The sequence below is a fragment of the Runella sp. genome, from assembly GCF_027484545.1.
Lineage (GTDB): Bacteria > Bacteroidota > Bacteroidia > Cytophagales > Spirosomataceae > Runella.
Genome location: NZ_JAIXST010000315.1, coordinates 19,827 through 34,686 on the forward strand (window position 1 = coordinate 19,827; position 14,860 = coordinate 34,686).

A 14,860-nucleotide genomic window follows, 5' to 3' on the forward strand; every position below is an offset into this window, starting at 1 on the left:
TACACTTACTATTTTAATGATACATTTTTTCAACGAAGATGTAGATTTCAAAGTCTCACATCCCCGCAAAACAAAAGCATGGCTTAAATCGATCGCAAAAGCGGAGAGCTACGAGGTGAACCAACTCAATTATATTTTTTGTTCAGATGAATACCTGCTTACTATAAATCAACAATACCTCAACCACGATTTTTATACTGATATCATCACTTTTGATAATAGTGAAGAAGAAGGAATTGTTGAGGGCGACATTTTTATCAGCCTTGATCGCATCCGCGAAAATGCCAATGAACTTAATAAACCATTTGAAGAGGAATTGTTCCGTGTATTAGCGCATGGGGTATTACATTTAGTAGGATATGACGATATAAATGATGAGCAGGAATTAGAAATGAGAGAAAAAGAAGACCTCTATCTATCACAACTGTAACTCGCTTTATATCAACACAATACACACATGCTTCACGTGAAACATTTTTGAATTTTCTCAAAAACACGTGAAACTAAAATATTTTCAAAAGATATGTTTTCAAAATACGATGTAATTGTAGTAGGAGCAGGTCATGCCGGTTGCGAAGCAGCAGCAGCAGCAGCCAACATGGGCTCAAAAGTTTTGTTGGTCACAATGAATATGCAAACCATTGCACAGATGTCCTGTAATCCTGCAATGGGGGGGGTGGCAAAAGGACAAATCGTTCGGGAGATAGATGCTTTGGGGGGACAGTCAGGAATTATTAGTGATAAGACAATGATTCAATTCCGTATGCTCAATCGCTCAAAAGGTCCGGCTATGTGGTCACCACGATGCCAAAGTGACCGAATGCGTTTTGCAGAAGAATGGCGTCTGACATTGGAACAAACGCCCAATGTTGATTTTTGGCAAGACACTGCCCGCGAGGTTATTGTAAAAGACGGCCGTGTAATCGGCATAAAAACAACTCTCGGATTAGAAATTTTAGGTAATTCAGTAGTACTTACCAATGGTACATTTCTAAATGGCCTCATTCATATTGGCGAAAAAAACTTCGGCGGAGGAAGGGTAGGGGAGAGGGCTGCTACAGGAATTACCGAGCAATTGATTACACTTGGGTTTGAATCAGGGCGAATGAAAACAGGAACGCCTCCTCGTGTTGATGGGCGTTCACTCGATTACACTCGGATGGAAGAACAACCCGGCGACGAAAATCCTAGCCAATTTTCATATACAGACACGCCTAAATTAACCAATCAAAGATGCTGTTGGATTACCTACACCAATGAGGCTGTTCATGCAGTTTTGAGAACAGGGTTTGACAGATCTCCAATGTTTACAGGAAGAATTAAAGGATTAGGTCCACGCTACTGTCCTTCCGTTGAAGATAAAATCAACCGATTTGCAGACAAAGACAGTCACCAAATTTTTGTCGAGCCAGAAGGATGGAATACTGTTGAAATGTACATTAACGGCTTTTCCACTTCATTACCTGAAGACATACAATACAAAGCGATTCGTCTTATACCTGGTTTTGAAAACGCAAAAATATTCCGCCCAGGATATGCTATTGAATATGATTATTTTCCGCCTACTCAATTAAAATTAACACTTGAAACCCATCTCATAAAAAATCTATTTTTTGCGGGGCAAATCAACGGAACTACGGGTTACGAAGAAGCGGCCTGTCAAGGGTTAGTTGCTGGAATAAATGCGCATCAAAATGCGCATGAGTTAGACGCATTTGTATTGAAGCGTTCAGAAGCATACATAGGAGTATTGGTAGATGATTTAGTAAATAAAGGGACCGAAGAACCGTATCGAATGTTTACCTCTCGCGCAGAGTATCGCACACTACTCCGCCAAGATAATGCCGATATTCGATTAACAGCATTAGGTCATAAAATTGGATTGGCTAATGATGCACGGTTAGAACGCGTACAAAAAAAAATTGCAAATACCGAAGCAATATTGGAAGAGTTGCGAAAAGTAAAAGTTTTACCTGAAGAAGTAAATGGACTGCTTTCAGAAATAGGGACCTCAACGATTAGAGAAAAACAACCGTTGTTTCAACTACTCAAGCGTCCCGACATTGAAATAGAAGATATCAAAAAACTGAATCCTGCTTTTGCAGAGTTCTTAAATCGCTTCGACGAAGAATCGGCAGAGCAAGCAATGATTAAGATCAAGTACGAAAGCTATATTGAAAAGGAACGGCTCATGGTCGAAAAAATGAGCAAACTGGAAGACCTCGAAATCATAACTAATTTTGACTATGATCGTGTCTCTGCTTTGTCTTTTGAAGGACGGCAGAAACTAAAAAAATTACGACCTCAAACGTTAGGTCAGGCTTCTCGCATAAGTGGCGTAAGCCCATCAGATGTTTCCGTGCTTCTAATTTATTTAGGAAGGTAGTTCACAAGAAGTATACGCGTTAAAAGATGTTAATAAATAGGGGCTTTGAAAGCCCCTATTTATTTTTGTCACCTATGAAACCAAAACTAACTTTTTTACTAATCGCGTTTTTACTCGTCTTTATCACAGTGATTGTTTCCTATATTTTCCTTTCTAAGCTCTGGTTCAATCGTCAAGTTACCGCAAGAAATATCACCTTCTATTTCGACTCTCCTGATAAATGCTTAGATATGCCCGATGAAACCATTAAAACTCAAATTATTCAGGCCACCGATTATTTTTATAAAAACTGCTTATACGCCGATTCATCCATAAAGCACCAAATCATATTTTATAAAAATCCATTGATAAGGCAGCTGGTTTTATTTTATGCGTCTAAACATAATTTAGGCTTTTGCTTAACGAAATTTAACCGGCTGATTCTTATTTATAAAGTGGATTTTTGTACAGACGGTGTACCTATGCATATCCCTTATTCTGAAAACAATTTATATTTATACCGTAGAAATAAAGTCATTATTCATGAACTTGTTCACAGCAGTATGGTAGCAAAGCTTGGTCATAAACGTTATTATCGCCTTCCCGTTTGGGTAAGAGAAGGCTATGCTGAATGGATTACCCATGAGACCGATGACTATCTATGTAGATTCACCAAAGAACAGTATCCCTATCAAGGCTACTATTCTCAATTTTATAATGCGGCACAAAAATACAATGGGAACGTAAGGCATTTAATAAATGACTTAGAGAAAGCACAATAATCAAAATTTAAAAGATGTTAATTTGCAGAGGCTTAATCAAAGCCTCTTTTATTTTTGTTAAAAATCCAGAAAACTATAGTTGCTTTCAGCATGATAAAATCAATAAGAGTTCTTTTTTATTTCGGCCTATTGCCGGTATTCTATTGCTTAATATTAGTTAGCTGTTCACAGCCCATTTCACCTACGGGAGGTAAGCGTGATACTATTCCCCCTAAGCTTGTAAAAAGTACACCTGCCAACAAACAGACAAACTACAAAGGAAAGACCGTTGATTTGGAATTTGACGAATACGTGGTAGCAGAAAATTTGCAACAAAAGCTCCTCATTACGCCCGATGCCGGCGAGTATGATTCTAAGATTAGACCTAATGGGCTTCGTCTTACATTCAGAAAATCGCTAGATTCTGCCAAGACTTATTCTCTTTCTTTTGGAGATGCCATCAAAGACTTTAGTGAGAAAAATCCTGCACAAAATCTCCGGGTTGTTTTTAGCACAGGCATGTATATAGACTCTGCATTGGTGAAAGGTGAGGTGAAAGACTTGCTAACCAATAAGCCTTTATTGGATGTGTTAGTCGGAATGTATCCAAACTCAGACACGCTTAATATCGAAAAAATGAAACCCAGTTACTTTACTCGTTCCGATAGTTCAGGGCGATTCAGCATTGAGAATATAAAATCCAACACCTATCAACTCGTGGCATTTGATGATAAAAATCGCTCTTTGACGTACAATCCGAAGGCCGAGAGAATAGCCTATTTAAGAGATAGTATGGTTTTAAAGGATTCTACGCAAGTCTCAGGCGTTTTATTAAAGGTGTTCATGGCCAATAATACCCTCGCAAAAGTGCGAAATACGACTCCCAGGGCCTATTATTACTCTGTTAATTATGACAAAGGATTTGTGGACTACAAAGTGAAATTTGATAACCCCGAAGATTCAATTCCCCACTTTCAGGCTGGGACAAATGAATTGCGATTTTACAATACTAAAAACCGAAAGGATACGCTGATAACAAAAATAATGATTAGAGATTCCATTGGCTTGACCTTTGAACACACTCAAAAAATCAAATTTCGGGAAATAAGAACAGGGAGTAAGAACGCCGATTCAAACCGTGACCCGTTTGAAATGAAGACTAATTTTCAGCCAAATGATGAGATAGAGCCTCGCCTGTTTACATTAAAATTAACATTTACAAAGCCCTTAGCCGAGGCTCGACTCAATCAAATACAACTATTTAGTGATAGTACTAAAGTCGAGAAAGTACAGCCTTCTGACTTTATTTGGGATAACAATAAGACGATACTATCGCTTTCACGCCCCATTGCTGCTCAACGTCAACTAAAAATAATTCTTCCAAAATCTACTTTTTTCAGTGTTGAAAACGACACAATCCCCGAACGGATTTATAAACTGCCAATTATGGAAGAAGATAACTACAGCACATTGGAAGGAGAAATCCGCGGTGCTAAAGGTAAATTCATCATCGAATTGTTGGATGATAAGTTTGAGGTTGTCAAATCCATTGCTAACAAAACTTCCTATCAATTTAATTATCTTAAACCTTCGACGTATTCTGTACGAGTTATTGTAGATGCAAATAATAATGGTCGTTGGGATACGGGTGATTTCAAGACTAAGCGATTAGCTGAACCTATCGTTTTTTATCCTGATCCCATTAAAGTGAAGAAGAATTTTGTGATGAGTGTCGCAGATATAGACTTATCCACAAAATAATTCACAATTCACATCCACTGTGGATAAGTTAATGCGCTAAACAGCGCATTTTTTGTAAATACCAAAATGAGCTTAGGTAGCTTTTGCATTGTGAAACGCGTTTTTCACAAAACGTAACTTTCTGAGGAAAAAATGTGTACAACTTTGTGGATAACTTGGTTTATGTGGGCAAATAAGTGGATAACTATCAGGATAACTTGTAGATAACACAAATCGAATGTGTATAAAAAGATATGCACATTCGATTTGTGGGTATGTTATCCTGTTGTACACAATGTTTCAAGGCATTTTGCACAGTGTTTTATGTGGAAAACAAATAATCCACAACGTTGATAAAGCTATCCACAATCCACAATTAATTGTGCACAATTGTATATATGATTGAAAAACAGTAATTTCAGTTGTGGATAAAAATAAAATTTGGTGGATAACCTTATAATTTATTCACAATTACGTTTTAGAAGAAAGTGGATAAGTCGTTTATAACTTATTTATCCACTTATCCACGGAGGTAATAACTCTTAATAGTTTTAAATATTAATATTATTTGTTTTTATAATGGGTGCAGGAAAAATGTGTATAACTCTAAAACGTGGGTGGATACTCAGCGTAGGGTTACTTATTGTTTTGATGTGTGCAACCGGTTATGCACAAAGTGATGCTGACTTAGCTGATGCCTACTTTCAAAAAGGAGAATGCGATAAAGTCGTTTCATTGTATCAAAAAGTGCTGCGAAAGGATTTTAATAAAATCTATTTGCGGCGTTACATAAGCTGCGTGATAAAACTGAAAGAGTTTGAAGACGCCGAAAAATTTTTGAAACGTCAGCAAAAGGCAGACGCAAACTTTGGCTATTTGTACACCTTGTATTGGGGACGCATGTTAGAACAAACAGGCCAAGCCGATGCAGCTGCCCTAAAGTATGAAGAAAGTATTGCACAGGTATCCTCCAAGGATTTGAATGCGTACAAAGAATTATCAGATGAATTTAGAGAAATAGACAATTCAGAAGCGGCGATTAAGTCTATCCTGAAAGCACGTGATGCTGCGGGGAATGAGAATTTATTTAAAATGGAGTTGGCTGGTCTGTATGCGCAAACCGGAAAGACGGACCAAATGATTGAGGAATTATTGAGTCTGGGAGTAGCTATTCAGAGCAAAGAGGTGATTCAAAATTACTTTCAGGACTTTTTACGTGAAGAGAAAGACCAAGTCAAGTTTGAGAAAATTTTGTACGAAAAAATCCAAAGACAACCCAACGAGCCTTTCTACGCTGAAATGCTGATTTGGTTTTTGACACAAAAAAAACAGTTTGGAAAAGCGTTTATTCAGGAAAGAGCGTTAGACCGACGATTTAAATACAACGGTACAAAAGTATTTGATTTGGGTAATCTGGCACTTCAAAACAAAGATTACAACGCCGCTATTCAATCATTTGAATACATTATCAAAGATTATCCACAGGGACAGCTTTACCCCTACTCGCGCCGAATGGTGATTGTGGCAAGGGAAGAGCAAGTAAAAAATACATTTCCGGTGGAACAAGTATCTGTCAGGAGGCTAATTCAAGACTATAGAAAACTGTTAGAAGAGCTGGGACAAAATAATCGGACACTCGAAGCTATGCGCAGTATGGCGAATCTGTATGCGTTTTATCTGAATGAGAAAGATACCGCTACAATTGTGTTGCAGGATGCAATCAAAATCGGACGTGCTGAAAGTGATTTTATAGATAAGTGCAAACTGGATTTAGGCGATATTTATCTTTTGAAAAACGAACCGTGGGAATCTACCCTGTTGTATTCACAGGTAGAAAAGTCGCAACGAGAAACCCCGCTTGGATATGAAGCCAAGTTGCGCAATGCTCGGCAGTATTACTACACAGGTGATTTTGAGTTGGCAAAAGCATTACTTGATATTTTAAAAATGGCTACAACTCGTGAAATTGCCAACGACGCTGGAGCATTAAGTTTATTAATACAGGATAATACGGGTTTAGATACCTCAGAAGACGCGATGAAGGAATATGCGTCAATTGATCTGTTACTTTATCAAAATCAAACTGAGCTAGCTTTAGGACGCTTAGATGACCTATTTAAAAAGTACAAAGATCACCCATTGTCGGATGAAATACTATGGCTCAAAGCTCGGACCTATGCCAAAATGGGAGAAAACCAAAAAGCAGTAGATAACTTACAGGTAATTGTGGATAAGTTTTCGACAGATATTTTAGCGGATGACGCTTTGTATATGATGGCCGAATTGTACCAAAATCGCTTCAAAGACAAAGAAAAATCAATGGAATTATATCAAAAAATTCTGGAAAAATACCCGGCCAGCATTCATTCAGCAGATGCACGTAAACGGTTTAGACAATTGAGAGGAGATAACCTTTAATTGTATTCACAGACTTTGTCAGATTTCATGAAAAAACAATCACTTATCTCGTTTTTTATAGTTTGTGTATTATTGGAAAGCTTGAGTTCCTGTTATACTTCAAAAATTTACATTGTACGTCATGGAGAAAGGTTAGACCAAAGTGAAGATACGCCGCTCTCTCCCGCAGGACTACAAAGGGCAAAAGCTTTGGCAGAAAATCTGGGTAAGGAAAATATTGATTCGATATTTGTTAGTAAATATCAGCGCAATCGCCAAACCGCTCAGCCATTAGTTGACCTTTTAGGGAAACAGTACGCTATTTATGAACCGAAGCCGATTCGTGTGATTGTAAATCGTTTAAACCATTTGAAAGGTAAAAATGCCTTGGTGGTAGGCCACAGTGATACTATAATAGAGATTGCTCAAGGATTGGGAACAAGACCCTCACTTCCAAAAATTGAATCTTCCGATTATGATAATTTGTACTTTGTGACAATAAAGAAAACGCTGTTTGGTCGAACAGCAACGTTGATAGAAAGTACGTATGGGGTAAAAACACTTCCATAAAAAAAGGGAAAGCTAAACGTAAGCTTTCCCTTTTTTTATGGAAATCAATTGATTTTAATGGACTAACGCAGTTTCAACGTTACTAAAGTTGCAATGGCTAAAATGATTCCAACAATCCAAAAACGGGTTACAATCTTAGCTTCGTGGTAACCCTTCTTCTGAAAATGATGGTGTAAAGGAGACATTAAGAAGATACGGCGACCCTCTCCAAATTTGCGTTTTGTATATTTGAAATAGCTCACCTGCATAATAACAGATAGAAGTTCGGCCAGAAAAATTCCGCACATGACAGGAATCAGTAATTCTTTACGAATGGCCAATGAAATAACAGCGATAACCCCACCGAGCATTAAACTGCCCGTATCCCCCATAAACACCTGCGCCGGATACGAATTATACCATAGAAACCCAACACAAGCCCCGACAAAAGCGGCAATGAAAATTACCATTTCGCCTGAATTAGGAATGTACATGATGTTGAGGTATTGCGAAAATTTGGCATTTCCTGAGATATACGCCAGTACACCTAAAGTTAGAGCAATGATAACTGATGTTCCTGCTGCTAAACCATCAATTCCGTCTGTGATATTTGCACCATTAGATACGGCCGTAATAATGAAAATAGCTACAGCTGTGTAAATTATCCAAGTATAACTGTCGGGTAATAACGCAAATAAAAGATTTGAATAATCAAATTCGTTGTTTTTTATGAATGGTAAGGTCGTAATGGTTGGATTAATAACATCACTGTAACGTTGTACTTCACCAATAGCCGAACTAATGAGTGGTTTATCGTAAACTCGAATTTTTACGTGCTGGTTGAAAGAAAGAGTGATTCCAACAATAAGCCCTAAACCTACCTGCCCAACTACTTTAAATTTCCCTTCCAAGCCATCTTTATTATTCTTGAATTTTTTGATGTAATCATCTATAAAGCCAATCAAGCCTGTCCAAACTGCGGTAATCAGTAGTAAGACAATATACACATTGGAAAGTTTGGCGAATAACAAAACAGGGATAAGAAGTGAAGCCAAAATAATGAACCCTCCCATAGTAGGTGTTCCCTTTTTTTCCATTTGGCCTTGCAAACCTAAATCACGGATGGTTTCACCGATTTGCTGCTTCCGTAAGAAGTCAATAATGCGTCGGCCAAATATAGCTGCAATTAGCAGGGATGAAACTGTGGCACCCAGTGCGCGAAAAGAAATGTACTGAAAAACTCCAGCTCCCGGGAAGTTAAATTCTTTATCTAAGTACGAGAAAAGATAGTAAAGCATGTTAGAGATTGTTTAGGCTAAAGCCAAAAATGCCTATACATTGGCACGTTGGTGGCAAGTATAGGCATTTTTAAGAAATTCAGAAAATTAATCTTCTAAATGAAAAGCTGCTTTGACCGTTTCGTAATCTCCCATGTTTATAAGTGATTTTTTTACCAAAGAGTTAGGTATCAGTACATAACGATATTTCTGTTCGCCTATCGGACTAAATTCACCTTTAAGACCAATCATAACTATACGTAAGGTCGAAGTCTTTGGAATTGTATAATCAAATCGCAATTCAATATTATCGACATTGATGTTAAAAGGCATCGGGTGTACTTCATTCTCAATTTTAGAATAAACATAAAGTTGACTATTGTCTAATGTGCTGTTATTGAGTGTTTTATTTGTTAATTCGCAGGCACGGGCAGGCAAGCCGAAAACACTGGTACTTACCCATTGGTCGGTATTTATCCAATCGGAAGATACAACTTGGTCAGTGCTGAAGTTTAGTAATGATTGAGGAACTGGGGTTCCTTCGATTCTTGGACAGTTGAGAATCCAAACGATTAAGAAAGTAAAGGTTGATCCTAAAATTCCAAAGTGGTAAAGACGCTTCATAAGCAAAAATTAATGTATTGATAAACAAAGGGTTAGTGCACTTTTTAAGTGGTAATAACTCCATTGTCAATAATGATGCCAAAAATTAAAAGCTGTATTTGGGGAAGCAGAAAGTCAAATAAATATTCCTAAAAGCTATATCTTATCTGGATTTTTATCTCAGTACGGTGCGAACCTTTTATTTCGTCTACGTAAGAACTGAGTTTTTCTCTGTCCGGCATATCAGTTCTTGAAAAACGCAGCCAAATATCGGTACTTCGATGAGGTGTGTAGCGAAATAATACAAAATTACGAAAGCCACGTTCGTAATAAGCAGGCATAGAAATTGCATATAGTACATCACGCTCAATGGCGTATTGGCGAGCATCATAACTATCACTATTATAAGCTGAAATACGGGTAGTTGCCGAGAATTTACCCCAATCTGCCGTTATTTCCTGAAACAGAAGCCAACCTTTATCTGCTTTAAAATTTTCGTAACCAAAGGTGCCGCCTTGAATGCGCGTACGGAAAGACCATATTTTACTTAGTGTGTATTCAGCATTCAGTATCAAATTGCGACGTGTGTAGTGGGTTACGAATTTCTGTTTAGATAAATCAGAAGGTATATTGTGTTCTTTACGTTCTTGACGATAAACTGCGTAAAAGGCCCATTTTTTTGAAGGGGTCCATGTATCCTGAACTAAAAAATCAAAGCCGCTCGTGGGCTTTTTATCCACCAGATAACGATACCAGGAAAATCGATATACGTCTACATAGGCGGCAAATTTCATTTTTTTATGAATGGTGTATTTAGCACCTGTGTAAAGACCCGTTTCATTTATGTTTCGACTGCTTTCTCCAAAAGCGTTTGCGTATAAGCTATGGAAGTTTTTATCATAATGTCTGAATAATACGGTCGCATCCCAACGCTTATTAAGACTGGCTAAAACCCCGGCAATTGCTCCTACTCCACCACTTTGCGAACGAGCCGTTTCTCCAAACAAATTGAGATTTCGCCATAAATAACTTCCGTGTAGCCCTGCTAATAGGTTTTTCCTGCCGCTAAACTCGTAGTTGTTCCGTAGGGCTTCGGTTTTTTGAAGAGGTTGATCAAAGTGAGTATAAAGTAAGGTAGCCCCAAATTGCCCACGACTGGAATGATACTGTAAATGTCCTCCAATATTTTGCTCAACAATGTTGGCACGATATTGCAATTCATTTGGAATACGGTTTAAACCGTCAGTTTGTAAAGAGCTGATAACATCTTCAGTGGTGGGGTCAGAATCAGTACTCACACTTCCACTCCGCCGAGCTCGTGAATATAAAGTAGTAATTTCAAGTTTTTTAGTAATCGTATAAGTAGCGGCAATTCCCCTGAAAAAGCCGGATTCTGTAACAGAGGTATAAGGTCGAATACCCGTTGAAGGGCGACGTACGGTATAAACCGTTTCCATCCCTTTCCCCAATGAAAAACCCGACGAATAAATTAACCCCTGTCCTATTTGGAGTTGATAATCCCCAATCAGTATGTTTTTGAATCGTCCTCTGTTTTGAACCTGTGCGTGAAAAGACACATAATCAGCGCCATATTTATATTTTGAAGGTTGCCAACGAAAAGCTTCGCCTTCGTCCTTTTCCATAGTAAGTCCAAAACTAAAATCTCGACTCCTGCTGTACCGATAACGAGCGTACCACTGCACAGGGCTTCCTTCAAATCGTTGCAGTGTGCCGTCGCGTGATTTTGGGGCATTGCCAGTAGCTCCGCGTTTTTCTTCCATTAGCTGTTCGGTACGAATGAGTAGGTAATTATCCGTTGGATTGTTGAGTCCATTCCACAATTTTCGGTTCGTTGGAATAACCGCAACAAATGGAAGCATTTTGTAAATAGTTGCTAAATCAAAATCAGGAATTGCCTGAAGTTCATAAATTGAGAGAAATTTGTCAAATTGGCTCCGATACTCAAAAAAACTGTTCAATTGTAACTCAGTGAGTAAATAAGTAGCCGACAATTCATCACGAGTGCAGGTATTTAGATCAAGTGGAGTTGCATAAAGCTGAATGAGGTTCTCGTAAAGCTCATTGTAATTCAGATCTTCAGTTTGAATCGGGAGCAAATTTTGTACAAAACCATTGAGGTCAATTTCGCGACGGCGGAAATCTTGTGTTTTACAAACCCTGTAAAATCCAATAAAGCTTAGGATAAAAAGTAGAAATGATTTCAAATTGTTGGAAATATTCAATTTAAAACAAAGAATCTGCCATTTGGCCAAAATTTTATTTTGGCAACTTACCCTTTAGACTCAATAAATTGTTGAAAGAAACCATTCAAATTATTAAATCTTGTTTATTCTCATTAATTTTAATGGTATTTGTGTGTATTTCTTGAAAATGTACAATTTTATTTCTTTATTCGCTTTTTATTACCCACCTAAATTTAACAACCCACAATGCCTAATGTTTATCAAGATGCTGTTGTAACAAAGTACAATATCTTCAACAGCCTATTCCTGAGTTTGCCGTTTCATCACATTTTTCGAACAGGAACGCTGCTGCCACTGCTTGTACAAGCGAGTGAAGAGGGATTTATAGCAGGAAACAGCCCGCAACAAATCATTGAGTCTTTTTTTGAAGAATATACTGAACATGCAACCGAGCATGAAAGACGTGATTTGCTTTTCAACTTTATTAAATTCATCGAACGTCAGGTAGTTTTGTTTGATTCCGTAGAAGATGCAGGATTTGATAAAACACATGATTTAAATGGACCTGGCTCCATTACGCAACTGCTGAACCGCGTTGATAGCGATGACCTGCGTGAAAAATTGCTCAAAAAATTGGATGATTTTTGCGTTCGTATCGTTTTGACCGCCCACCCTACCCAATTTTACCCGGGAAAAGTACTGGGAATTATTACCGATTTAGAAGAAGCCATTAAAGATAATGACTTTGTGACGGTTAATAATTTATTGCTGCAATTGGGAAAAACAGGGTTTATTAACAAAAATAAACCTACGCCTTTTGATGAAGCGTTAACGTTGGGCTGGTTTTTGGAAAATGTATTTTACGAAGCTATCCCGGCTATTTTACAGAAACTTTTAAGAGGGCTTTCTATTCCCATCAATGAATGGCCTCACACGGAATTATTCCGTTTGGGCTTTTGGCCAGGTGGTGACCGTGACGGTAATCCCTTTGTTACTTCAGACGTAACACTTCAGGTTGCTGACCGTTTGCGCCAAATTTTGCTCAAGTGTTACTGGAGAGATATTAAAAATCTTAAACGTCGTCTGACGTTTGATGGAGTGGAAGATTTTATTTCTACTGCAGAGCGCAAAGTCAACAACGCTATTTATTATCCTGACCAAGAGCATTATGGTACTTCTTCAGAATTGCTTCAGGATTTGCAACAGGCACGTGAGGTTTTGGTAAAATACCATGATAGCTTTTTTGTCGATTCATTGGATGATACCATATTGAAAATCAAACTTTTTGGTTTCTTCTTTGCCAGCTTGGACATTCGTCAGGTGAGTCCAAAGCATACATTAGCCTGGCAGGAAGTTTTGAACAAGATAGAAAAGCAAGTACCCGTTTTTACGTATGCCGATTATCAAAATTGGGATGAAAAACGTAAAATAGACTTTTTGCTTTCATTACAAGTGGAGTTGACTGAATCGGACTTTCACGACCCAATTACCCAAGATATTTATGGCTCTATGCTGGCAATTCGAGAGATTCAACGTCGAAACGGAGAAGCCGGTGCTCACCGCTATGTAATTAGCAACTGTGCCAGCGCGTTGAATGTGGTAGAAGTAATAGCCATGATGAAAAACGTCTGGAAAACGACGGAAATAGGAGTTGACATCGTTCCCTTGTTTGAAACGGTCGACGATTTAGCGGGAGCGGCAGAGGTGATGAAACAATTGTTTGAAAATACGTATTATCACGCTCATTTGACCAGACGGGGCAATCAGCAGACCATCATGGTAGGGTTTTCGGATGGAACTAAAGATGGCGGTTATTTACGAGCTAACTGGTCTATTTTTACCGCCAAAGAACAATTAACTAAAATTTCGCGTGAATACGGTGTCAAAGTGACGTTTTTCGACGGGCGTGGAGGGCCTCCGGGTCGTGGTGGTGGAAACAATCACGCTTTCTATGCTTCACTTGGAAAAGAAATTGAAGATAAAGAAATACAATTAACTGTTCAAGGGCAGACGATTAGCTCTAATTACGGTACAGTTCCAACGGCCATGTATAACTTAGAGCGACTCTTTACGGCAGGTTTAGAAAACCACCTTTTTACGCCAAAAAGCACCAAAGATCAGCTTTCAGAAGCCGATAAAGCGCTAATGGAAGAATTGGCTGATGCGGCTTATCACGCGTATTTAGGCCTCAAAAATCACCCGACTTTTGTGCCGTATCTGGAAAAAATCACCCCCTTACGTTTTTATGGACAGACTAAAATCGGTAGCCGTCCTGATAAACGCGGAAGTGGTGGCGGACTCAAATTTGAAGATTTACGGGCCATTCCGTTTGTGGGCTCGTGGGCGCAGATGAAACAAAACGTTCCCGGTTTTTACGGATTTGGTTCAGCGCTCGAAAAATTGAAGAAGGAAGGTAAAATAGATACCCTGAAAAAACTGTACAAACGCTCTCTTTTTGTGCGTACGTTGGTGGAAAACTCCATGCAATCGCTGATGAAAGCGTATTATCCGGCTACAAAATACCTCAAAGAAAATCCCGAATTCAGTACTCTTTGGAACATGATGTTTGAAGAATACGAGCGCAGTATCAGTCTGATGTTGGAGTTTTCAGGAGAAAAAGAGTTGATGAATCAAAACCCTGTAACCAAAGAATCCATCATTGTACGTGAAAGAATCGTTTTACCGCTCATGACGATTCAACAATACGCGCTTCAAAAGCTACAATCGGCAGATTTACCTGCGGCGGAAGTAGATGTATACAGCAAGTTGGTAATGCGGGCGATGTTTGGAATCATTAACGCCGCGCGTAATTCGGCTTAATTAATAAAATAAAGACTTGGAAAGTTTCGCAGATTCAGATTTGAAGTGCAATTATCCAGCCGTTACTTGTTAGTGACTGCTGATGAAAGAGCCAACTGTTGTGAATAATAAACCATAGTTTTGTGGTGTCGAATCATAAAACAA

At 38.5% G+C, this 14,860-nt stretch carries 10 protein-coding genes; 7 read left to right on the forward strand and 3 right to left on the reverse strand.

Annotated elements, in window-relative coordinates:
• Positions 1 to 16: 16 nt before the first annotated feature.
• The 6 genes from ybeY (at position 17) to Q0081_RS28215 (ending at position 7,833) form a co-directional block, all read left to right on the forward strand.
• Positions 17 to 430, forward strand: coding sequence for an rRNA maturation RNase YbeY (ybeY, locus tag Q0081_RS28190; RefSeq protein WP_298361392.1), 414 nt, complete (start codon positions 17 to 19; stop codon positions 428 to 430).
• A gap of 93 nt (positions 431 to 523) precedes the next feature.
• A complete protein-coding gene (gene mnmG, locus Q0081_RS28195) occupies positions 524 to 2,386 on the forward strand; it encodes a tRNA uridine-5-carboxymethylaminomethyl(34) synthesis enzyme MnmG (protein WP_298361394.1) in 1,863 nt (620 codons plus the stop codon).
• 74 nt (positions 2,387 to 2,460) lie between these two features.
• On the forward strand, positions 2,461 to 3,147 hold the full coding sequence (locus Q0081_RS28200; protein WP_298361396.1) for a hypothetical protein: 687 nt from the start codon (positions 2,461 to 2,463) through the stop codon (positions 3,145 to 3,147).
• Between the two features lie 90 nt (positions 3,148 to 3,237).
• Positions 3,238 to 4,887 (forward strand): Ig-like domain-containing domain, encoded by a 1,650-nt coding sequence (locus tag Q0081_RS28205; protein ID WP_298361399.1) that lies wholly within the window; start codon positions 3,238 to 3,240, stop codon positions 4,885 to 4,887.
• A gap of 573 nt (positions 4,888 to 5,460) precedes the next feature.
• Positions 5,461 to 7,284: a tetratricopeptide repeat protein gene (locus Q0081_RS28210; RefSeq protein ID WP_298361401.1), complete on the forward strand. Its 1,824-nt coding sequence runs from the start codon at positions 5,461 to 5,463 to the stop codon at positions 7,282 to 7,284.
• 27 nt (positions 7,285 to 7,311) lie between these two features.
• On the forward strand, positions 7,312 to 7,833 hold the full coding sequence (locus Q0081_RS28215) for a phosphoglycerate mutase family protein (protein WP_298361403.1): 522 nt from the start codon (positions 7,312 to 7,314) through the stop codon (positions 7,831 to 7,833).
• A gap of 62 nt (positions 7,834 to 7,895) precedes the next feature.
• Here Q0081_RS28215 and mraY read toward each other — a convergent pair whose 3' ends face one another.
• From mraY to Q0081_RS28230, 3 genes are all read right to left on the reverse strand, one after another.
• Positions 7,896 to 9,110 (reverse strand): phospho-N-acetylmuramoyl-pentapeptide-transferase, encoded by a 1,215-nt coding sequence (mraY, locus tag Q0081_RS28220; protein WP_298361405.1) that lies wholly within the window; start codon positions 9,108 to 9,110, stop codon positions 7,896 to 7,898.
• 87 nt (positions 9,111 to 9,197) lie between these two features.
• Entirely contained in the window at positions 9,198 to 9,713 is a 516-nt protein-coding gene (locus tag Q0081_RS28225) for a hypothetical protein (protein ID WP_298361407.1), read from the reverse strand.
• Between the two features lie 128 nt (positions 9,714 to 9,841).
• Positions 9,842 to 11,809, reverse strand: coding sequence for a helix-hairpin-helix domain-containing protein (locus tag Q0081_RS28230; protein ID WP_298361409.1), 1,968 nt, complete (start codon positions 11,807 to 11,809; stop codon positions 9,842 to 9,844).
• Between the two features lie 333 nt (positions 11,810 to 12,142).
• Here Q0081_RS28230 and Q0081_RS28235 point away from each other — a divergent pair, with 333 nt between their 5' ends.
• Entirely contained in the window at positions 12,143 to 14,716 is a 2,574-nt protein-coding gene (locus tag Q0081_RS28235) for a phosphoenolpyruvate carboxylase (protein WP_298361411.1), read from the forward strand.
• Positions 14,717 to 14,860 lie beyond the last annotated feature (144 nt).

Bases quoted from the DNA above. Each gene is read 5' to 3' on its own strand.
- mnmG (WP_298361394.1), top strand. From the start codon at position 524: ATGTTTTCAAAATACGATGTAATTGTAGTAGGAGCAGGTCATGCCGGT.
- Q0081_RS28235 (WP_298361411.1), top strand. From the start codon at position 12,143: ATGCCTAATGTTTATCAAGATGCTGTTGTAACAAAGTACAATATCTTC.
- ybeY (WP_298361392.1), top strand. From the start codon at position 17: ATGATACATTTTTTCAACGAAGATGTAGATTTCAAAGTCTCACATCCC.
- Q0081_RS28200 (WP_298361396.1), top strand. From the start codon at position 2,461: ATGAAACCAAAACTAACTTTTTTACTAATCGCGTTTTTACTCGTCTTT.
- mraY (WP_298361405.1), bottom strand. From the start codon at position 9,110: ATGCTTTACTATCTTTTCTCGTACTTAGATAAAGAATTTAACTTCCCG.
- Q0081_RS28205 (WP_298361399.1), top strand. From the start codon at position 3,238: ATGATAAAATCAATAAGAGTTCTTTTTTATTTCGGCCTATTGCCGGTA.
- Q0081_RS28225 (WP_298361407.1), bottom strand. From the start codon at position 9,713: ATGAAGCGTCTTTACCACTTTGGAATTTTAGGATCAACCTTTACTTTC.
- Q0081_RS28215 (WP_298361403.1), top strand. From the start codon at position 7,312: ATGAAAAAACAATCACTTATCTCGTTTTTTATAGTTTGTGTATTATTG.
- Q0081_RS28210 (WP_298361401.1), top strand. From the start codon at position 5,461: ATGTGTATAACTCTAAAACGTGGGTGGATACTCAGCGTAGGGTTACTT.